Below are 20,644 nucleotides of genomic sequence, written 5' to 3' on the forward strand. Positions count from 1 at the left end.
AGGATGATTACTGGGGGTAAAAGGAATGAAGTTTCCTGAATTAGAGACGGATAGGCTGTATTTGATAGAAATAGGTAAGCAGCATGCAGAAAGTCTGTTTGATATCCTTTCAAGGGAAGAGGTAACCCGGTATGGGGGCATTGAAACATTGCTTCGCTTAGAAGAGTCACAGAGGATTATTCATTCTTTTAGAAGCTCATACATTAATGAAAGAGGAATCCAATGGGGAATGGTCTTAAAAGATACAGGAAGGTTTATTGGGACGGTAGGTTTAAATCATTTGAATAAGTCTAATAAAAGGGCAGAAATAGGTTACGAAGTTCACCCTGATTATCGGCGAAAGTACTATACGTGGGAAGCGGTCAGAGAAGTATTGAGATTCTCTTTTCATGAACTTGAGTTGCATCGCATTGCCGCGATGGCTTTTCCGCATAACATGCCTTCGACTAACTTATTGAAAAAAGTTGGATTTCAGGAAGAAGGAACGCTTAGAAATTATCTATATTTTAATAAAGAATCTCAAGATGTCCGGATCTTTTCGTTATTGAATAGTGAATATAGTGCATTGAATTCTGGCTCATTGTCCCCCGCTTTCTATAGGGACTGAAACAGAGAGTTTTGTTTAGTGCATCAGAGAAAATGCCCAATCATGGGCTTTTTTTGTGCCTGATATGTACATTTATAGATGAACGTCCAAAGTTCCATCCATTCATCGTTTTGTTAGAATCATAAACCATCCAGCCATTTGAAACCAGATTATCCGGGAACTTAGTCCACTTTTAAAGCCGTATATATTTAAAAATGTAGTATAAGGGGTACAAAATAGATTATTTAATTTTGTAATATTTTGAAGGGTTTAGCAAATTATGGTCGAATATAATAATATTATCCTTTTGCGAGGTTTGAAAGGAAGGTGGTTTTAAGCTATTAAACTGCTGTTTTTTGGGTTTTCCGAGGAAAAGGGCAAAACGAGTGTAATCGGTTTGCTGACTAAGTGTAATGATGAACGCTAAACTTCTAACTAATCCTCGCAGAAAATTTCCGGAATGAAATAAGCCGGCAGTTGATAGAGTAGAAATGGGAGGGGCCTGAGCTTGGGTGACTCCACAATTAAATCGTACAGAGGGGGAAAACATTTGAAAAAGTCTAAATTTTCAGTACTATCATTGTTTTTAGCCATGATACTGGTACTGGCCGCGTGTAATGGAGGATCGAAGGAAACTTCGAAAGAAAAAGAGGAAGGCACTAATAAATCCACTGAACCAAAGGTGTTAAATCTGAATAACTCATCCGAACCTGGATCACTACACCCTGCTAAAGCACAAGGAACTCATGATTCTTGGATTCTAAATCATACCTTCGAGGGGTTGACTAAGAAGACCGAGGAAGGCGAAATCGTTCCAGCGGTTGCAGAATCATGGGAGACTAGTGAAGATGGTAAAACTTTGACATTTAAATTAAAAGATGGTTTAAAGTGGTCGAATGGAGATCCCATTACCGCCAATGACTTTGAATATGCATGGAAATATGCTTTGAATCCTGACACTGCGGCTGACTATGCTTACCAACTTTATTATCTTAAAGGGGGAGAAGCGTACAACGCGAAAAAAGGCAAGGAAGAGGATGTTGGTGTAAAGGCTACGGATGATCTTACATTAGAAGTTACATTAGAAGAGCCTACTCCATATTTCTTGGACTTAACATCATTCTATGCATTTTTCCCAATCAATAAAAAAGTCCAAGAAGAAAATCCTGAATGGGCTCAAGAGGGAGAGACGCATGTTTCGAACGGACCATTCAAATTAACAGAATGGAAACATAAAGAGAGCATTAAAATCGAGAAGAACGAAAATTATTATGATAAAGATCAAGTTAAATTGGATGCTGTAAATTTCGCTCTAATTGAAGACGAAAATACAGCATGGCAAATGTATGAGAATGGTGAACTTGACCTGGCATATCCATTACCAGTGGACAAACAAGGCCAGCTGGTTAACTCTGGAGATAAAGAATTCCAAAATGGTCCAGAACTTGCCGTTTACTATTACAACTTAAATACTAAAGTGAAACCATTCAATAATATTAAAGTCAGAAAAGCTTTATCCATGGCCATTGACCGTAAAATGATCACGGATAATGTTACTCAAGGTGGCCAACAGCCAGCCTATGGTATCGTTCCTCCTGGTATTCCTGATGCCACTGGTGATTTCCAGGAAAATACAGGCAACCTTTTTGAAGAAAATGTAGATGAAGCTAAAAAATTATTAAAAGAGGGCCTTGCAGAAGAGGGTATGAAAAAAATGCCTGATTTCTCCATTTTATTTAACACATTAGATGCCCATAAGAAAATTGCCGAAGCTGTTCAAGAAATGTGGCGTAAAAATTTAGGTGTTGAAGTCAAATTGGAAAATGCTGAATTCCAGGTTAAATTAGACCGTGAAAAAGCGGGAGATTTCCAAATTTCACGTGCTGGCTGGGTTGGTGATTATGTCGATCCAATGACATTCATGCTTTGGGAGACTGATGGCGCTTATAATGATGCAGATTGGTCTAACAAGGAATACGACAAGTATCTTAAGGAATCAAAAACTGCATTGAAACCGGAAGATCGCATGCCTATTCTACACAAGGCTGAAAAAGTATTAATTGATGAAATGCCGATTATCCCGATTTACTTCTATACCAAACCATACATGGTTAAATCGAATGTTACAGGAATTTATGCACCAATCAACGAATATCCGAACTTTATTTACGCAGACAAAAAATAAAGGCACGATAGTGATGGGAGGTATGTCCTTATTCGGACATACCCCATTTTTCAGTTGAAAATTTCATGAATTCATTTCTGCTTTAAACTTCTATGAAAACGAGAATTGAGGTGATTACCATGTTGAGATATACGATGAATCGATTAAAATGGGCAATTATAACTTTATGGGCGGTCATTACAATCACTTTTATCATTATGCATTCCATACCAGGAAATCCTTTTGCTAAAGAAGGGACAATGCCTCCTGCAGTATATGAAAATCTACAAGCCCATTATGGATTGGACAAACCACTATTAGCCCAATATGGAAATTATTTATTGGAAGTGCTTCGGTTTGATTTTGGTCCTTCCTTAAAATCTTCATCCATTTCCGTGAATGACTATATTGTGAACGGGTTCCCAGTATCTTTACATTTAGGTGCGCAAGCGTTGGCCATTGCCGTTTTCTTTGGTCTGATTCTAGGTGTAGTGGCTTCCTTATATCGAAATAAAATACCTGATTATCTATCAATGATCATTGCGATTGTTGGTATATCAGTGCCGAACTTTATCTTAGCTACAGTGCTGATTAATTATCTCGCTATAGAATTCAAAGTGTTTCCAGTTGCTACATGGGCGACTTGGAAACATACGATTTTACCTTCTATCGCCCTGTCCATGATGCCACTGGCCTTTATTGCAAGGTTAATGCGGACGAGCATGCTGGAAGTCATGGGTCAGGACTACATATTGACCGCTAAGGCCAAAGGCTTGAAAAGAAGTAGCATTATTATCAAACATGCGATTCGAAATGCCATCTTACCTGTCATTACGATTCTTGGCATTCTGACGGCCAACATTGTAACGGGAAGTTTCATTATTGAGCGCATTTTTGGAATTCCGGGGATGGGAGAGATGTTTGTAAAAGGAATCTTCAATCGGGATTACCCGGTTATTCTTGGTTCCACAATAGTGTATAGTGCAGTGCTTGTCATATTGATTTTCATAGTGGATGTAGCCTATACGTTGATTGACCCGAGAATTAAAGTGACGGGGGAGAGTAAATAATGGCAGAAAAAGTGCATTTAACCGAAGAAATGTTCTCGCCCGCAGAAGATAATTTTAAGGAAGCGGAAAAAATATCAAGGCCAACCATATCATTTTGGTCTGATGTATGGCGAAGGTTTAAGCAAAATAAGCTGGCCATGGCAGGTTTTGTTCTTATTGTCCTATTAGTGTTTATGGCTATTTTCGGGCCCTACATGAATGGATATTCATATTACGAACAAGATTTTGCAAAAAAGAATCTTAGACCAAATGCTGAACATTGGTTCGGTACGGATACAGCCGGAAGAGATCTATTTACGAGAGCCTGGTATGGGGCGAGGATATCCTTATTTATAGGATTGATGGCTGCTCTTATCGATTTTATAATCGGTGTCATTTATGGTGGGATTTCAGCTATACGTGGTGGGCGCACGGATAATTTAATGATGCGGTTTGCCGAAGTCATCTATGCCATTCCATATTTACTGATGGTCATTTTAATGATGGTAGTTTTAGATCCTGGTATATTACCAATTATCATCGCAATGACGATCACAGGCTGGATCCCAATGGCTCGATTGGTCCGGGGCCAGGTATTACAGCTAAAGGAAAATGAATATGTCCATGCAGCCACTATCTCTGGTGCCAATACGAATTGGACATTAAGGAAACATATGATTCCCAATACAATGGGACCTATTTTAGTGAATTTAACATTGACCGTTCCTACTGCAATTTTTGCCGAGGCGACGTTGAGCTTTTTAGGTCTAGGTGTGCCAGCTCCTCAAGCTAGTTGGGGTACCCTTACAAGTGATGCTTTGGGAAGTATTTTAGTCGGTAATTTCTATCAGCTTTTAATACCAGCCATCCTTATTTCGGTGACGATGTTTGCCTTCAATGTAGTGGGTGATGGGCTTCAGGATGCACTGGATCCAAAGCTTAGAAAATAATAAAGTCCTAATCATAAAGATATTGAAACTAGAATAGGAGGGACGTTAATGGGGAAATTGTTAGAGGTCAATGATCTGCACATCACCTTCCATACGTATGCGGGTAAAGTGCAGGCTGTCCGAGGTGTGGACTTCCAGGTGGAAAAAGGGGAAGCCATTGGGATTGTAGGAGAGTCTGGGTGCGGAAAAAGCGTAACGGCAAAGTCCATAATGAAATTGTTGGAAACACCACCGGCACAGTATGAAAAAGGATCGATACTATTTAATGGAAAAGATCTCGTTAAAGCCAATGAAAAGGAAATGCAGAAAATTCGAGGCAATGACATCAGTATGATATTTCAAGATCCGATGACTTCGCTTAACCCGACAACCAAGATAGGCACTCAAATCATGGAGTCTATTTTAAAACATAAAGAAATCTCTCGTAAAGATGCGTATGAAAGGGCCTTAGATACTTTAAAGTTGGTGGGCATCCCACAACCGGAAAAAAGGATGCAACAATATCCGCATGAGTTTTCGGGGGGGATGCGTCAGCGGGCAATGATCGCGATAGCCCTGGCCTGTGATCCACAATTATTAATTGCTGACGAGCCAACAACTGCATTGGATGTAACGATTCAAGCACAAATCTTAGAACTTATGAAAGATATTCAGCGAAGGATGGATACTTCTATTATCCTTATAACACATGATTTAGGTGTTGTTGCAGAAACCTGCGACCGAGTAATAGTAATGTATGCGGGCACGGTTGTGGAGACTGGAACGGTAGAAGCGATATTTGCAAATCCACAGCATCCCTATACAAAGGGTCTTCTCAAAACCGTGCCAAGGCTAGATATGGAAAAAACGGATCCTTTGATTCCAATCATTGGGTCTCCTCCCGATTTATTAGATCCACCAAAGGGCTGCCCCTTTTATCCAAGATGTGAATATGCAATGAAAGTATGCAAAGACCATAACCCGGAACTTGAAGAGGTGGAAGTGGGACAGACGGCAGCATGCTGGCTTCATCATCCGATGGCAAAAGCAACAAGGGATCAATCTACGACTACGGTATAAAGGAGGAGAGTCATGGTTTCACTGAAAAATGAGTCATTAAAAGAAAAAGATCTCAGCAAAAGGTCTACTCTTGTTGAAATAAAAAATTTAAAGAAGTATTTTCCTATCGGTTCCGATTCGTTGAAAGCTGTTGATGGACTGGACCTTACGATATTTGAGGGGGAGACTGTTGGTCTTGTTGGGGAGAGCGGCTGTGGTAAATCCACGGCAGGACGTACAATCACACGACTATATGAGCCGACAGATGGAGAAGTCCTTTTTCAAGGGAAAAATATTTTTGATTATAAACAGGGGGAAATGTCGAAAGTCCGTCGAGAAATCCAAATGATTTTCCAAGATCCGTATGCATCGCTAAACCCTCGTATGAAAGTAGAGGAACTAATAGGAGAACCTCTTGCCATTCATGGGATTTTAAAAGGTAAAGAAAAAAAGAAGAGAGTAGAAGACTTGCTAAAGCTGGTTGGACTAAATCCTGAACATATCAGTCGGTTCCCACATGAATTCAGTGGCGGACAACGTCAGCGAATCGGGATTGCAAGGGCGTTAGCGCTAAATCCAAAATTCATTGTGTGTGATGAACCCATATCAGCTCTTGATGTATCCATCCAAGCCCAAGTAGTAAATTTACTCAAAGAATTGCAGAAGGAGATGGGGTTGACCTATTTATTCATCGCACACGATTTATCAATGGTAAAGTATATCTCAGACCGTATTTTAGTTATGTACTTAGGTAGGATGATGGAACTTTCGGATAGTGATTCTCTTACTAAGGATCCGCTACATCCTTATACACAAGCATTACTATCTGCTGTACCCATTCCAGATCCTACAGTTAAAAGGGAACGGATTGTTTTGAAAGGTGATGTACCTAGTCCAATCAATCCGCCGAGCGGGTGTGTATTCCGTACACGTTGCCCAAAAGCCATGGAAGTGTGTTCCAGTGCCATACCAGAATGGAAAGAACAAAAGCCAGGGCACTTCGTTGCTTGCCATTTATACTGGTGAATCAAATAGTAAGACCGGTTGGCTTTTCTGCAACTGGTCTTTTTTACATCCAAGGGAGGAATCTCAACTAAATAAACAGAAAAGATTAAGGACTCTTATACTTAATTCTATCATTTTGGAAATCAAACATATAAAATGTAATTATATGTAAAAATATTATTCGGTGTCTTTATGCTCTGTGAGATAAGGAGGAATAAAAATGTATTCTACAATAAAAGCTGAAATTGTTGATCATGTTATGATAATTACACTCAATCGCCCTGAAAGAATGAATGCTTTTAATGAAAAAATGTGTCAAGAGCTGATTCAAGTCTTTGATAAAGCGGATGAAAATGATGAAGTACGGGCGATTATAATGACCGGTGCCGGAAAAGGGTATTGTTCTGGTATGGATTTGGAAAAAGGCGTAGAAACATTTATGGACCATACTCCTTTAGTGGAATATCGAGATGCTGGTGGGGTCTTGTCATTACGAATATTTGATATGAAAAAACCAATTATTGCTGCAATCAATGGTTCTGCTATCGGGATTGGAATCACTATGACTTTACCAATGGATATCCGGCTTGCTTCATCTGATGCGGAAATGAGCTTTGATTTTGCAAAGCGGGGAATTACGATGGAGGCGTGCAGTGGATGGTTCCTGCCAAGACTCGTGGGCATGGGTAAGGCAACTGAATGGGTGTTTACCGGTAGAATGATTTCCGCACGAGAAGCGTATGAAGCAAGATTAGTAAACGAAGTTGTCGAGCCTGATCAGTTGATGGCTACAGCCATGAAAATTGCCAATGAGATAGCGGTAAATACCTCTTCTATTTCTGTTACATTATCTAGGCAGCTAATGTGGACGATGCTGGGGGCCAATCATCCCCATGAATCACATAAAATTGAATCTAAGATGCTCCATTGGACTGGGAAACAAGCGGATGCACAAGAAGGGATTGGAGCTTATCTGGAAAATCGGAAAGCAAAATTTACGATGAAGAGCAGTACGGATATGCCACCGTTCTATCCATGGGGTGTCGAATGAATAGGAGCAATTTCGATAATATAATGAAGTAAACAGGCTTGTTATTGTACTTTTCGGAATAATTAGGGTTTCCGTTCTTAGTGTGTTATACTTTGGTTACCATTTACTAAACTTGTTTCGTGTACCCCGTCAATTTGATGGGGTTTTTTTGACTTCTATAAAAAACAACAACAAAAATGGACTCTACGAGTAGAGTCCATTATATATGATGGATATTATTATGCTTTTTGAACGTTAGTAGCTTGGGGTCCACGTTGACCTTGCTCAACTTCAAAAGTAACTGATTGACCTTCGTCTAATGATTTGAAGCCTTCGCTTTGAATAGCTGAGAAATGTACGAATACATCGTCTCCGTTTTCGCGTTCGATGAAGCCGAATCCTTTTTCTGCGTTAAACCATTTTACTTTACCTTGTTCCATTTTTGTTGCCTCCTAGTGTGAATCCACACATTGTGTTACTACCCTTGCTCAATTTTCAGAAGGAAAGTGTTTCACTTATCAATCTTCAAGAACAAAAATAATTCTTTTTAAGAATAACAGATACTGTCGGATTTTGCAATGGATATAGTATTGATCCTTTTATTTACATGGTAAATCCCGTCAATAACCTTTTTTATAATTTAATAAATTGATTTCAGGGCTTTCACCAGAAAGGTAGTTCTTTAAATTCGGTATAAAGATTTCTTCAATTAGACGTTGATCGTAAAATTCAGTATTTCCTGAAGTGTGTGGAGTCATGATGACATTATCCATCTCCCATAATCGGCTAGTTTCTGGAAGTGGTTCAGTTTCAAATACATCAAGCCCCGCACCGGCAATCTGATGAGCGTCAAGGGCTTGTATCAATTCGGTTTCAATTACGATTGGACCACGACCAACATTAATGAAGAAAGCAGAGGACTTCATCGAGTTGAACTCATCTGTGCCGAACATATTCCTTGTTTTAGAGGTTAGAGGTAAAGTGACGATTACGTAATCACATTTAGGAAGAACATCTTGTAATTGGTCCTGTTTGAACATTTCATCCACGAATTCTTCTGGCCTACCTGACTGGCGAACTCCGATGACCGTCATCCCGAAGGCTTTGGCAATCTTCGCCGTTTCTTTACCAATTTTCCCAACCCCTATGATTCCGATAGTCTTATTGTGAATTTCCTGTTTCATATGAGCGTGATGCCAGTTTTTTTTCTGTTGTTGTTTAACATACGTATCAATTTTTCTAGTGAAAGCAAGGAGTAAGCCGAAAATAGTTTCAGAAATAGGGTAGGCATGAACTCCATTTGCTGTCGTAATCTGAACATGATCTTTTTCAAGGATATCCAGTGGCAAAGCATTTACTCCTGCACTCCATGTTTGTACCCATTTTAAATTTTTTCCTTCCCCTTGTATAATGGGTTGCTTCATTTCTGCTTTCCAACCTGCAATTATTTCAGCTTCATGAATATGATTCTTCCATATCGCTGGATTTCTCCCTATTATAATATTCCACTCCGGAATCAACTCTTTAATTTGATTCAACAACTGTTCATTCAAGTCCTGGCTTATAATGATTTTCCGCTTATTCATTTAAATCCCCCCATCTAATTCACTTTTCTGAATTATACGTAAACTTCTTTGGGAATACAATGATAGTGCCTTTTATAGGCTATTTATATGTGAGGGAAATTTGAAGAGGAGATAAAAACTTTGATATTCACCATGATGGTTTATCACAGCGAACAAAATGTTTAAATATTCAATCGTTTACTATACAAAACGTCTAATGTAAAAAATCCGTTTAAAAAATATAATGAAAACAAGAAATATCTTTCGGATGGAATCAGAGGTCAAGAATGAAAAAGTGGGATCCAGCAACCGTAAAGAAAAAAGCGATTTATGGCTAAATACTCATACGAAATAGGGGTCGAAACATATCAGGTTCGACCTTTCTTTATAGAATAGAAAGGGGTGCAGAGGATTATGCAAGTTAAAAAAGAATTGAAGGATTTACAACAAATGGACGAAAAGTATATTTGGCATAATATGAAAGGTGCTGGACCAAATCCAGGAACGATGGTAGTTGAAAAAGGTAAAGGAGCTTGGATTACTGATATTGATGGAAATCGTTATCTGGATGGAATGTCTGGTTTATGGTGTGTCAATGTAGGATATGGAAGGGAAGAACTTGCTGAAGCAGCTTATGAACAGTTAAAGGAACTTCCCTATTCTCCTTTAACGAATAGTCATATTCCAGCTATTAAACTGGCAGAAAAATTGAATGATTGGCTCGGCGGTGATTATGTAATTTTCTTTTCCAACAGTGGTTCAGAAGCGAATGAAGCAGCATTTAAGATTGCAAGGCAGTATCATCAGCAAAAAGGGGAACATGGCCGTTATAAATTCATTTCTCGTTACAGGTCCTATCATGGGAATACAATGGGGGCGTTGGCAGCAACAGGTCAGGCACAGAGAAAATATAAATACGAACCGCTTGCTCCAGGTTTTCTTCATGTGGCGCCTCCTGATTCATATCGAAATCCAGAGGACGAAAGTGGAGAGAAAAGTGCCTCTGAAATTGAACGTGCCATCACATGGGAATTGAGTGAAACTGTTGCTGCAGTTATTATGGAACCAATTATTACAGGTGGAGGTATTCTTATGCCTCCAGAGGGGTATATGAAGAAGGTTAAAGATATTTGCGATAAAAATGGCGTTTTGCTGATTTCAGATGAGGTGATTTGTGGTTTTGGTCGTACGGGTAAGAAGTTCGGTTTTATGAATTATGATGTACAGCCGGATATCATTACAATGGCAAAAGGGATTACAAGTGCCTATCTTCCTTTATCCGCAACGGCTGTCAAACGGGAAATATATGAGGCATATGTAGGTACAGAAGATTATGACCGTTTTCGGCATGTAAATACATTCGGTGGTAACCCTGCTTCTTGCGCACTCGCCTTAAAAAATATGGAAATCTATGAAAAAGAAAATTTGATTGAACGCTCGAAAGAACTAGGCCTTCGCCTTTTGCAGGATTTAGATGAAATGAAATCCCACCCTAATGTTGGTGACGTACGTGGTAAAGGCTTGTTAGTCGGAATTGAACTTGTAGAAGATAAGCAAACGAAAAAACCGATTGAATTATCCAAAATTAATAAAATTATTGCTTCTTGCAAGGAAAATGGATTGATCATCGGAAAAAATGGCGATACGGTAGCAGGTTTTAATAATGTATTGACACTAGCACCCCCGTTAAGTATCACCGAAGAGGATTATTCTTTCATCGTAACAACCTTAAAGCGAACTTTAGCTGAGTTTTAAAGATAGAAACGGAAATGTATTAAGGCGGAACAGAAGATATCTCATTCTGTTCTTTCTTTTTGTTTATTAGCCATTGGAAATGATATACTATAAAAAATATTTTGTTTAAGGGTGCTTAGCGTTAAGTTAGCTCTCTTGTAAAGTAAAGAGATACAGGCCATTTTTCTTTATTAAATTGATAGTTTGATAGCTCTTCATTTGAATGGAAGGGGCTATCAACTTTTTTGGTTTAAAAAAATGGTCTTTTTGGTACATAATAAAAGTATGTAGACAAGAACTAGAAAAATGATTAACTCTCAGAAGAGGTGTGGTTCATGAACAATGAAGAAATAACGAAAAAATTAACTTTACATACGCCTGTTATTTTAGGCAGTGGGGACTTTGCAAAATATGCAGTTTTAGTACCGCTTATCGAAAAGGAGGATGGCATACACGTCCTGTTTGAAGAGCGCTCACATCAATTGAGAAGGCAACCGGGGGATATTTGTTTTCCTGGTGGAAGAATTGATCATCTTGATATGGATGAGCAGACGGCTGCCCTTCGTGAAACGTACGAAGAACTAGGTGTGGCAAAAGAGGATATATATAATGTATTTCCAATCGATTATCTTGTATCCCCTTTTGGGATGATTGTGTACCCATATGTGGGATTTATCCGAGGTGATCAACCATTGGCACCCAACCCATCTGAAGTCGAAACGGTCTTTACTGTTCCACTTTCGTTTTTCATGGAAAAGCCCCCAGAGATATATCATGTGAATTTTAAAGTCGAGCCATTAGAAAACTTTCCACACGATTTAGTTGTTGGTGGAGAGAATTATAAATGGCAACCAAGACAGACGAAAGAATATTTCTACCAATATGAAGGCCGTGTCATTTGGGGAATGACGGCAACCATACTTACCCACTTTATTAAAATTCTACGTTAGACCCTTCTAAAGCACCTTTTCTTTGTCAGTAAATCCAAATAAACTATATATATATGGTAAAAAACGGTTTTTGATGAAGAGGGGGATGAGGGATGAGATACACGATGAGACGATTGGAAATTGAACGAGAACAATCTATAGCAGAGCTTAAAAAATATAAAGTGAGCCATGAGTACTATGATGAAATAAAAGATTTGAAAAGTCGGGAAATTTATTATCTTGGCGGTCCCTGGACTAGGGAACACTTAAACTCCTTGTTAAGAAGTTCTCATGTAAACCAGCCGAGTTACTCACCCCATCGTTTTTTATATCCATGGGTTGATCTTCAGGAAGATGGAAAGCTGAAAAGCTTGTATTCCGGTAAAGGTATGGATCCTGTCGAAGTCATAGAAGCAGATATTCGAGTTCTTGAACTGTTAACGAAAGGAAGTCAATCCTTTGAGGTTAATAGTATGTCTCTTAATTGTGAACATGTCGTTCCTCAATCATGGTTTAGTAAAAAAGAACCAATGAGGGGGGACTTACATCATTTATTTGCCTGTGAGCCAACTTGTAATAGTAGCCGCGGGAATTCCCCTTATCATGACTTTGTGGACTATTCCCCAGAACCTCAAGTACGAGGGATAAAAGCCGGATGTGGCAAAGCTGAAAAAGGAAAATTTGAGCCTGAATATGGAAAAGGAATCGTAGCGAGGGCCACTTTGTATTTTTTACTGCGATATGAAGGGATTATTGATCAAGAGAATATCGATATCAATCTATTATTGGACTGGCATCATCGTTTTCCGGTTAACTTATATGAAAAACATCGTAATCAGGCCATATTCGAAGTACAAGGGAATCGCAACCCATTTATCGATTTCCCCGAAATGGCAGGTGAGTGGACTTAAAAAGACGTTTGTTTTGCGAACTAAAATATGTATGGACATGAGGTTAGGGTCTCTCTTGAATGTTATATTGAAAGAAGCCTACAGGATAATGAACTCAAAAAGGATTGAGCAGCTTCCACTGCTTCAATCCTTTTATTTTTTATATGGTATGAAAAGGGTTTAAAGAAACTTCACGCAAACTGGGAATGGCACTTGGATATCTTTTTGAAGTAACGTTAATTTACCATTTATATCATTTCGAGAAAACAACGTCAAGGTCCCTGATTCCTCATTAGAGGCAACAAGGAACTTCCCACTAGGATCAAGGGCGAAGTCACGTGGCCAGTGTCCTTCTGTTGAAACTAATTCAACCAAGGTTAGTTTTCCGGTTTTTTTATCGGTTTGGAAGACAGCGATGCTATCATGCCCACGATTTGCTGCATAAACGAACTCCCCATCCGCAGATATGTGGATCGCACTTCCTTGATTGTTTTCACGGAAATTTTCTGGGACTGTCCGGATGGTTTGCAATTCTGAAAAACTTCCATTTTGGGAATCGTACGCCAATACAATGACTTCAGGTGCAAGTTCTGTCATAACATAAGCGATTTTTCCATTAGGGTGGAAGGTTAGGTGTCTTGGCCCGCTTCCAGGGGTGACTGCCAAACTATTAACTTTTTCCAATACTCCATTATGTATTCCATATGTGTTTATTTGATCGATTCCAAGATCAACTACGGCAATGTATTTTTCATCAGGTGAAAAGCCTGCATAATGTGCATGTGCCTTTTCCTGACGCTCTTTGTTAGGTCCCATTCCGGTATGGCGTATCGTGGATGATACTGAAGCAGGTGTTGCGTCGGGGTTAAGTTTGTAAGCTTCGATAATCCCATCTCCGTAATTGGCTGTGACCAAAACATTTTTTTTGCTATCGATACTAATGTGGCAATAGGATCCATTAGGAGTTAGCTCCTTACCTAAGTAAGTAAGATCACCTGATCCTTCATCAATAGAGTATGCAGCAACACCTCCGCTGCCGGCCTCTTTTAAGATGGCGTACAAATGTTGTTTGTCTTCACTAATCGTTACATAAGTAGGATCCTTTAATTCAGCAGCAAGGACGGGCGTTGTAATCTTCCCTTCGTTACTATCAAGTGTGAAACGATAAATGCCTTTACTGTCTCCTTTCGTATAAGTACCGATGTATCCGGTAAAGGTTTGTTTCGGATTTTCCATATTGATTCCCTCCTAGAAAGATAATGAGTTTATTTTAACATACGATGAACTCATATATCTTTCCCCGAATTTAATGGAGTTGAATCTTAATTAACAATAAAATTTTGCTGAAACAGAAAAAGGTACTCGTTTACTGAAGATTTTATATGGTTTCGATTTTTTTAGATGTACTGGCTTGGTTTGATATATGTTGAAATGATGAAACTAAAAATAAGCCTTGTGTTGTTAATTTAATTTCAGGTATAACGGGAAGCGCTAAAAAAGCAAGCGTCAGGAATGGATTAAAGTGTCTGTTGGCACCAATCTTCAATAACGCGTGATTCATTTCCTTTAAGTTGTGTAAAACTTCCGCATACGTCCCTGTACTCATTAGTCCAGCAATCGGAAGAGGTAGGGAGGCAAGAGTTTTACCATCTTGGATAATGACTAATCCTCCCTGCATTTTTTTTATTTCCTCAGCAGCTACCAGCATATCCTGGTCATTCGTACCAGCGATAATTAAGTTGTGCGAGTCATGAGAAACCGTTGTGGCGATTGCACCTGATTGTAGGCCAAGACCCTTGACGATTCCAAGGCCGATTTTTTTTGTCTTTTGATGCCGTTCTATAACAGCAAGCTTTACGTGATCCATGGAGGGGGAAAATTGAAATAGGCCATTTTGATTGAGAGCGACCGGTTCGATTATATGTTTAGTAACTAGACTGTTCGGTATGATTTCAATAAGGTTGGCAAGGGCATTGTGTAACGTTATATGAAAATCTATATCTGACAAATCTTGAAGGTGTACCGTCTGTGTTAATTCTTCCTCCAACTTGTTTTTCGGGGCTTCAGGGAAGTTCACTAACTGGCCATCTTTAGAAACTAGTTTGCCATCTTTAAAAACGGATTGAATTTGGATGGATTGGAGATCTTCGAATAATAGAAAGTCGGCTTTATATCCAGGTGCAATGGCACCATGTTCTCTTAACCCGAAGCATTCGGCGGCATTTATTGTTGCCATCTGAATCGCGGTCAGAGCGGGGATTTCTTCTTCTATGGCAATTCTGACATTGTGGTCAATGCTACCTTCAGTTACAAGATCATCTAGGTGGCGATCATCGGTGACGAATAAACAACGGCGGGAATTTTGTTCAGTAACGGCAGGGAGCAGATTTCGTAAGTCTTTTGCTACAGTTCCCTCCCGAATCATAAGATACATTCCTTTCCGTAGTCGGTCTCTTGCTTCCTTTGCGGTGGTGCATTCGTGATCGGTTTGGATACCGGCAGCCATATATACATTGAGTTGCTGTTCAGTAAGTCCGGCAGCGTGACCATCAATCTTTTTTTCATTCTTGTATGCATCGATGATTTTTTGAATCATATCTTCATCTGCATTGGATACGGCTGGGAAGTTCATCACTTCAGCTAAACCAAGCACCCGCGGATTTTTGTAAAAAGAATATAAGTCTTCACTTTTTAAAACAGCGCCCGCATCCTCGAAGTCAGTTGCCGGAACACAAGATGGCATCATAAAGTAAAAGTCGAAAGGGAGGTGATCCGATTGTTCAATCATATATTGTATCCCTTTCCTTCCTGATACATTGGCGATCTCGTGTGGGTCCGCCACGACGCAAGTTACTCCATGTAAAAGTAGAACTTTGGCCAGTTCAGAAGGCCGTACCATGGATGATTCAATATGAACATGTCCGTCGATAAATGTAGGTGATACGTATTTACCTGCGGCATTTATTTCAGAGATTCCCTCGTAATTCCCAATACCTGCAATATAACCATCTACTATAGCAACGTCGCCAGTATAAATTTCCCCATTGAATACATCAATGATTTTCCCATTTTTAATGACGTAATCAGCAGGTATTCTACCTGCTGCAACGTCCATTCTCTTTTTCATTAAGTGTGATTTCAAAGAGACCTCCTCCTCATCTGGACTTAGGCTTATTGTCAGTATTCCACTTTAACTGCTTGAGATTCCCATGTGCGGAATGGTAAATCATGGTCGGTGAAATCTATACGATGCATGGCGATGGAGCGGTTTTCCATTGGGATCGCAAGCTCTTGATAAATAAAATCGTCATCAAACCCGATTTGAGCTGCATCTTGTTTTGTACAAGAATAATAGATTGCTTTAGGTCGTGCCCAATAAAGAGCACCAATACACATCGGGCAGGGCTCACAACTAGTATAGATTTCACAATCTGTAAGCTGAAAGCTGTTCAGGTTTTTACAAGCATCGCGAATAGCTTGGATTTCAGCATGTGCAGTGGGGTCAAGCGCCGTAGTGACATTATTACAGCCTCTTCCTATAATGACCCCATCTTTTACGATCACGGCTCCGAAAGGACCACCGTTTTGTTTCTTCACATTTTCAGTAGCCAGTTGCACTGCCATTTCCATGAATTTTATATTCATCTAAAACACCCCTCCGACTTATATTTAAAAGCTGTGTTATATTACATAACATGAAATTTATATATAATATAACATATTTAGGAAATCGTTGAACGCATTTTTGAAAATAATTTTTTAAATCATTCATTCTTGAGAAATTTATTATGGAAGAAATAATAAGGGAGGTAAAAAGGATTTTGTATTGCGAGTCATCTCGGTAAAATCGTGAATTCATCAACTTCTCCATTTTAGTTTTTTTAAAAGTTGTCCATCCCCGTTTACATTTATACTTTTTTGAAACTTAATGAAAATTTGTTCGTAGAATAAATGTAAGTAAATTTAAGGAAGAGGTGTTTTTATATGGAAAAAAGGTTGGGAGATTTAAATCAGGAGCAGATAAAGGGTCCTTCTTTGTTTGGAATGATTACAAGTCCTGTGGAACAATTCGAAAGAATCAAAAGCAAGCCAAAGATTTGGGTTCCAATGCTATTGATCACTTTACTTTTTTTAATTGGTACATATTTTTTAAGTCTATCATTAGACATCAATGAATTAATTGGGGAAGAAGTTCCTTCAGGGCAAGTTGAAATTGTTAAGATGGTTACTTTGGTTACCATGGTTATTACCGGTGTTCTTTCACCAGTGGTATCGGTTCTAATTTCCAGTGCTGTTTTGCTAGCAGTGGCTAAAATCGCAAATTCAGAAGTGAGTTTTAAACAAATATTTTCAATGAAGACGTTTATTTATTTAATCACAGCTATAGGACTTTTTTTAAACGGACTTATACGTTTGCTGATTGGTGGAAATCCTGAAGTGTATGTTACGAGTTTGGCAGGTTTACTGAACTCGGATTCTAAGATTTTGGGAGTCTTTGAGGTCTTTACCATCTGGGCCACTGTTTTGATGGCCATTGGTCTAAATAAAGTGGCGAACCTCTCTAAGGGAGTAGCTGTGACGATAGCTATTATTTTTTTCCTATTTCAAATAGGTATGGCGTTCATCGGTAGTTTATTCTCGGGAATTAGTGGCATGTAATGAAAAAGAAATGGATCATTATAGGAGTCAGTCTACTTATTGTAATAATGGTCACTGTTAGCGTTTACCGGCAGGTTTTGGCTAAAGGACCATCGGTCTCGGTGATAGTTCCCAAAATGGAGGATATTTCTTCCACCATCATGATTCCAGGTAGTGTAGCGATGGAAAATCAACAGACGGTTTATTTCTCCACAGAAAAGGGAGAACTTAAAAAGGTTGAAGTCAAAGAAGGTCAGAAAGTGAAAAAAGGTGATCTTCTGCTGACTTATGAAAATCCTCAGTTAGAATCTGAATTAGAACAAAACAACCTATCAAAAGAATCTGCTTATTTGAAAATCAATCAGTTAAAAAGGCAGAAGGAACAACTTGAAGAAAAGGAAAAACAACTAAGTAAACAAGTTGGGGATGATAGAGCAGAAGAACAATTAAATCCAGAATTCGATCAAATTGATACGGATACAAAATTAGCAGATATTGAGTTGAAACAGGTGCTTTTGAAGGAAAAACAGTTGAATGAACAGATACAGGATCTGAAAGTGGAGAGTAAGGTGGATGGTGTCGTGCTCACCGTAAGTAAACAGGGAGAGTCCTTAGCTGTAACAGGTACGGCTGAACCTCTTATCCAAATCGGCAATCTTGGTAACTTGCTAGTTTCAGGAGTTCTTTCTGAATACGACACATTGAAAATAAAGAAAGGGCAAAGTGTGAGTTTTAGTTCTGATGCCGTTGAGGATGAGAAGTGGAAAGGGGAAATTGTGAATATACATTCCCTTCCTCAGAAAACAGATCTCAGTCAAGGGAATTCCCAGGCTGTCCAATATCCAGTAACGGCTAAACTAATAAGTGAAACGGATGTTTTAAAGCCTGGTTTTCAGCTTTTTATGGAAATTGAAACAGATAAAAAGAAGGCACTTGTGCTTCCAATGGATGCGATTATCGATGAGGGTGAACGGATGTTCGTCTATATGGTGGACGGGAAATCCGTAAAAAAGAAAGAAATAAAGCCTGGTATCATTTCCAGTGAAAAAATCGAAGTAATCAAAGGCATAAACAAAAACGACCGAGTTGTTATCGATCCTTCAGACAAGATTGAAGAAGGAATGGAAGTGACGGTTGAATGATCGAGTTAAAAGGAATAACAAAAACGTATCAATTAGGTAAAGAGGATGTACATGTGTTGAAAAACGTGAATGTCTCCATTGAAAATGGAGAGTTCGTTGCGATTATGGGACCTTCAGGCTCGGGAAAGTCCACATTGATGAATATAATCGGATGTTTAGATCAAGCAACAACTGGAGAGTATTGGCTTTCGGGCCAAAATATCTCTGGTTATTCAGAAGACGAATTGGCTAGGGTTCGAAATACATCCATAGGATTCGTTTTTCAACAATTTCAATTATTACCAAGACTAGTAGCTTGGAAAAATGTTGAGTTACCGATGATTTATGCCGGCGTTTCAAAAAAAGAACGTCAATTCCGTTCAGAAGAAGCATTAAAGAAGGTGGGACTTGAAGACCGAATGAGTCATCTACCGAATGCTCTTTCTGGAGGGCAAAAACAGCGTGTTGCTATTGCACGCTCTATTGTCACACAACCCCAATTAATTTTAGCGGATGAACCAACTGGTGCACTAGATTCAATCACGAGTGTGGCAATAATGGAACAATTCAGGAAGTTGAATGAAGAGGGAGTCACAATTGTTGTGGTAACACATGAAGCCGAAATTGCCGAATACTCTTCTAGGACCATATTTGTACGCGACGGTGAAATTCTTCCTGCTACCCTCATAGAAAGAGGGGAGGATTAATGAGTGTATTCGAAAATGTCACGATGGCTTTGAGTTCTCTAAAAGCTCATAAATTGCGTTCTATGTTAACGATGTTGGGCATCATAATTGGAGTAGCCGCTGTCATTATCGTAGTTGCAATAGGGCAAGGTGGGGAAGCGATGCTGAAATCGGAAATTGTAGGTCCGGGTAATACGGTTGAATTATTTTATCAGCCCTCAGAGGAAGAAATGCAGTCGAATCCGAATATTATCTATGAAGCTGCTTTTAATCAGGAAGATATCCGAATACTTGAAAATCTTAACGGTGTTAAACGGGTGGCTGCTTCAAGTTCAGAGTTTACAAAAGTTAGCCACAAACAAGAATCCATCGATAGTTCTGTGGTAGGCATAAATGATGCCTTTCTGGATTTAAATAGACTTAATGTGGCCAGTGGAAGAAATTTCACTTCTGCTGACTTTTTGGGTGGAGCGCGAGTTGCCATTGCAAGCCATACGATGCAAGAGGATTTATTTGATGGAAAATCACCAATTGGACAAGTCATTCGGATTGGAACGCAACCCGTTGAAATTATTGGAGTAATGGAAAAATCAACAGGGCTCCTTGCTTTTGATACAGTGCAATTGTATATGCCATCTAATGCATGGAAAACGGTCTTCAGTAAAAATGATGTGACCTCTATTCTGTTGCAGGCAGAAAATACTGATCAATTGAACACTATCGGTAAAAAAGCCTCTGCCAAACTTAATTCTATTCACAATGCAGGGGAATCATATCAAGTTATAAATATGGAAGAAATCGCTTCGGCAATTGGTCAAATTACCAGGATCATGACTTTGATAATCGGTTCTGTTGCAGGCATTTCGCTTGTCGTGGGGGGGATTGGTGTAATGAATATCATGCTTGTATCCGTTACGGAACGGACTAAAGAGATTGGCATTCGTTTGGCGCTAGGAGCCACAAGGAGACAGATACTAACTCAATTTTTAATTGAATCGATCATCTTAACACTGATTGGTGGATTGTTGGGCATCGTTTTAGGGTGGATCGTTGTCACACTAATTTCTCTTTTTGCGGGGCTTCCCTCTCTTATTTCTTGGCAGGTTGTCCTTGGCGGTGTAGCCTTTTCCATGACAATAGGCATTGTTTTCGGAATTTTACCGGCGAATAAGGCTTCCAAAATGAATCCGATTGAATCCTTGCGATATGAATAAGCATCTCGAAACTTGTACGTACTTGAGTACAGGTTTTTTTTCTTC

Annotated in this window: 19 protein-coding genes; 14 read left to right on the forward strand and 5 right to left on the reverse strand. The window is 39.2% G+C overall.

Features of this window, described 5'->3' with window-relative positions; genetic code table 11:
• Positions 1-25: 25 nt before the first annotated feature.
• From ACQKL0_RS09020 to ACQKL0_RS09050, 7 genes are all read left to right on the forward strand, one after another.
• Entirely contained in the window at positions 26-607 is a 582-nt protein-coding gene (locus tag ACQKL0_RS09020) for a GNAT family N-acetyltransferase (RefSeq protein WP_427687071.1), read from the forward strand.
• Positions 608-1,136: 529 nt separating this feature from the next.
• Complete coding sequence (locus ACQKL0_RS09025) at positions 1,137-2,771, forward strand: peptide ABC transporter substrate-binding protein (RefSeq protein WP_407406763.1); 1,635 nt, start codon at positions 1,137-1,139, stop codon at positions 2,769-2,771.
• A 119-nt stretch (positions 2,772-2,890) separates the two neighbouring features.
• Positions 2,891-3,820: an ABC transporter permease gene (locus ACQKL0_RS09030; RefSeq protein ID WP_402869855.1), complete on the forward strand. Its 930-nt coding sequence runs from the start codon at positions 2,891-2,893 to the stop codon at positions 3,818-3,820.
• On the forward strand, positions 3,820-4,749 hold the full coding sequence (locus ACQKL0_RS09035) for an ABC transporter permease (RefSeq protein ID WP_402868667.1): 930 nt from the start codon (positions 3,820-3,822) through the stop codon (positions 4,747-4,749). Before ACQKL0_RS09030 ends, ACQKL0_RS09035 begins: the two co-directional genes overlap by 1 nt.
• A gap of 48 nt (positions 4,750-4,797) precedes the next feature.
• Positions 4,798-5,808 carry an ABC transporter ATP-binding protein gene (locus ACQKL0_RS09040; protein WP_402868665.1) on the forward strand — a complete coding sequence of 337 codons (1,011 nt, stop codon included), beginning with the start codon at positions 4,798-4,800 and terminating at the stop codon, positions 5,806-5,808.
• 12 nt (positions 5,809-5,820) lie between these two features.
• Entirely contained in the window at positions 5,821-6,813 is a 993-nt protein-coding gene (locus ACQKL0_RS09045; protein ID WP_407406765.1) for an ABC transporter ATP-binding protein, read from the forward strand.
• 199 nt (positions 6,814-7,012) lie between these two features.
• Positions 7,013-7,843 (forward strand): enoyl-CoA hydratase-related protein, encoded by an 831-nt coding sequence (locus ACQKL0_RS09050; RefSeq protein ID WP_402868662.1) that lies wholly within the window; start codon positions 7,013-7,015, stop codon positions 7,841-7,843.
• Between the two features lie 218 nt (positions 7,844-8,061).
• On the opposite strand, the gene ACQKL0_RS09055 is transcribed toward ACQKL0_RS09050, so the two are convergent.
• A complete protein-coding gene (locus ACQKL0_RS09055; protein WP_071349777.1) occupies positions 8,062-8,262 on the reverse strand; it encodes a cold-shock protein in 201 nt (66 codons plus the stop codon).
• A gap of 180 nt (positions 8,263-8,442) precedes the next feature.
• A complete protein-coding gene (locus tag ACQKL0_RS09060; RefSeq protein WP_402868659.1) occupies positions 8,443-9,408 on the reverse strand; it encodes a D-2-hydroxyacid dehydrogenase in 966 nt (321 codons plus the stop codon).
• 393 nt (positions 9,409-9,801) lie between these two features.
• Here ACQKL0_RS09060 and ACQKL0_RS09065 point away from each other — a divergent pair, with 393 nt between their 5' ends.
• The 3 genes from ACQKL0_RS09065 (at position 9,802) to ACQKL0_RS09075 (ending at position 12,961) form a co-directional block, all read left to right on the forward strand.
• A complete protein-coding gene (locus ACQKL0_RS09065) occupies positions 9,802-11,142 on the forward strand; it encodes an aspartate aminotransferase family protein (protein WP_407406770.1) in 1,341 nt (446 codons plus the stop codon).
• Between the two features lie 314 nt (positions 11,143-11,456).
• Complete coding sequence (locus tag ACQKL0_RS09070) at positions 11,457-12,071, forward strand: NUDIX hydrolase (RefSeq protein ID WP_402868655.1); 615 nt, start codon at positions 11,457-11,459, stop codon at positions 12,069-12,071.
• Positions 12,072-12,163: 92 nt separating this feature from the next.
• On the forward strand, positions 12,164-12,961 hold the full coding sequence (locus tag ACQKL0_RS09075) for an endonuclease I family protein (RefSeq protein WP_402958741.1): 798 nt from the start codon (positions 12,164-12,166) through the stop codon (positions 12,959-12,961).
• Between the two features lie 159 nt (positions 12,962-13,120).
• On the opposite strand, the gene ACQKL0_RS09080 is transcribed toward ACQKL0_RS09075, so the two are convergent.
• The 3 genes from ACQKL0_RS09080 to ACQKL0_RS09090 all read right to left on the reverse strand — a co-directional run bounded on the left by ACQKL0_RS09080 (position 13,121) and on the right by ACQKL0_RS09090 (position 16,585).
• On the reverse strand, positions 13,121-14,182 hold the full coding sequence (locus ACQKL0_RS09080; RefSeq protein WP_402869853.1) for a lactonase family protein: 1,062 nt from the start codon (positions 14,180-14,182) through the stop codon (positions 13,121-13,123).
• Positions 14,183-14,318: 136 nt separating this feature from the next.
• Positions 14,319-16,082, reverse strand: a complete 1,764-nt coding sequence (gene ade / locus ACQKL0_RS09085; protein ID WP_427687075.1) for an adenine deaminase — start codon at positions 16,080-16,082, stop codon at positions 14,319-14,321.
• A 35-nt stretch (positions 16,083-16,117) separates the two neighbouring features.
• A complete protein-coding gene (locus ACQKL0_RS09090) occupies positions 16,118-16,585 on the reverse strand; it encodes a nucleoside deaminase (protein WP_402958745.1) in 468 nt (155 codons plus the stop codon).
• 339 nt (positions 16,586-16,924) lie between these two features.
• Between ACQKL0_RS09090 and ACQKL0_RS09095 the strand changes: the two genes are divergently transcribed.
• The 4 genes from ACQKL0_RS09095 to ACQKL0_RS09110 are packed head-to-tail and all read left to right on the forward strand — an operon-like array spanning position 16,925 to position 20,599.
• Complete coding sequence (locus ACQKL0_RS09095; RefSeq protein ID WP_402988510.1) at positions 16,925-17,599, forward strand: Yip1 family protein; 675 nt, start codon at positions 16,925-16,927, stop codon at positions 17,597-17,599.
• A complete protein-coding gene (locus ACQKL0_RS09100) occupies positions 17,599-18,720 on the forward strand; it encodes an efflux RND transporter periplasmic adaptor subunit (RefSeq protein ID WP_427687077.1) in 1,122 nt (373 codons plus the stop codon). The genes ACQKL0_RS09095 and ACQKL0_RS09100 overlap by 1 nt, the downstream gene beginning before the upstream one ends.
• On the forward strand, positions 18,717-19,406 hold the full coding sequence (locus ACQKL0_RS09105) for an ABC transporter ATP-binding protein (protein WP_427687079.1): 690 nt from the start codon (positions 18,717-18,719) through the stop codon (positions 19,404-19,406). The genes ACQKL0_RS09100 and ACQKL0_RS09105 overlap by 4 nt, the downstream gene beginning before the upstream one ends.
• Positions 19,406-20,599 (forward strand): ABC transporter permease, encoded by a 1,194-nt coding sequence (locus ACQKL0_RS09110; protein WP_427687081.1) that lies wholly within the window; start codon positions 19,406-19,408, stop codon positions 20,597-20,599. Before ACQKL0_RS09105 ends, ACQKL0_RS09110 begins: the two co-directional genes overlap by 1 nt.
• Positions 20,600-20,644: the final 45 nt, after the last annotated feature.

Origin of the sequence: Peribacillus sp. NPDC097264, assembly GCF_050277925.1 — a bacterium.
GTDB lineage: Bacteria > Bacillota > Bacilli > Bacillales > DSM-1321 > Peribacillus.

What these genes read in the sequence shown, in the direction of transcription:
- ACQKL0_RS09020 (WP_427687071.1), top strand. Translation starts at nt 26, where the DNA reads ATGAAGTTTCCTGAATTAGAGACGGATAGGCTGTATTTGATAGAAATA.
- ACQKL0_RS09030 (WP_402869855.1), top strand. Translation starts at nt 2,891, where the DNA reads ATGTTGAGATATACGATGAATCGATTAAAATGGGCAATTATAACTTTA.
- ACQKL0_RS09035 (WP_402868667.1), top strand. Translation starts at nt 3,820, where the DNA reads ATGGCAGAAAAAGTGCATTTAACCGAAGAAATGTTCTCGCCCGCAGAA.
- ACQKL0_RS09040 (WP_402868665.1), top strand. Translation starts at nt 4,798, where the DNA reads ATGGGGAAATTGTTAGAGGTCAATGATCTGCACATCACCTTCCATACG.
- ACQKL0_RS09045 (WP_407406765.1), top strand. Translation starts at nt 5,821, where the DNA reads ATGGTTTCACTGAAAAATGAGTCATTAAAAGAAAAAGATCTCAGCAAA.
- ACQKL0_RS09050 (WP_402868662.1), top strand. Translation starts at nt 7,013, where the DNA reads ATGTATTCTACAATAAAAGCTGAAATTGTTGATCATGTTATGATAATT.
- ACQKL0_RS09055 (WP_071349777.1), bottom strand. Translation starts at nt 8,262, where the DNA reads ATGGAACAAGGTAAAGTAAAATGGTTTAACGCAGAAAAAGGATTCGGC.
- ACQKL0_RS09060 (WP_402868659.1), bottom strand. Translation starts at nt 9,408, where the DNA reads ATGAATAAGCGGAAAATCATTATAAGCCAGGACTTGAATGAACAGTTG.
- ACQKL0_RS09065 (WP_407406770.1), top strand. Translation starts at nt 9,802, where the DNA reads ATGCAAGTTAAAAAAGAATTGAAGGATTTACAACAAATGGACGAAAAG.
- ACQKL0_RS09070 (WP_402868655.1), top strand. Translation starts at nt 11,457, where the DNA reads ATGAACAATGAAGAAATAACGAAAAAATTAACTTTACATACGCCTGTT.
- ACQKL0_RS09075 (WP_402958741.1), top strand. Translation starts at nt 12,164, where the DNA reads ATGAGATACACGATGAGACGATTGGAAATTGAACGAGAACAATCTATA.
- ACQKL0_RS09090 (WP_402958745.1), bottom strand. Translation starts at nt 16,585, where the DNA reads ATGAATATAAAATTCATGGAAATGGCAGTGCAACTGGCTACTGAAAAT.
- ACQKL0_RS09095 (WP_402988510.1), top strand. Translation starts at nt 16,925, where the DNA reads ATGGAAAAAAGGTTGGGAGATTTAAATCAGGAGCAGATAAAGGGTCCT.
- ACQKL0_RS09100 (WP_427687077.1), top strand. Translation starts at nt 17,599, where the DNA reads ATGAAAAAGAAATGGATCATTATAGGAGTCAGTCTACTTATTGTAATA.
- ACQKL0_RS09105 (WP_427687079.1), top strand. Translation starts at nt 18,717, where the DNA reads ATGATCGAGTTAAAAGGAATAACAAAAACGTATCAATTAGGTAAAGAG.
- ACQKL0_RS09110 (WP_427687081.1), top strand. Translation starts at nt 19,406, where the DNA reads ATGAGTGTATTCGAAAATGTCACGATGGCTTTGAGTTCTCTAAAAGCT.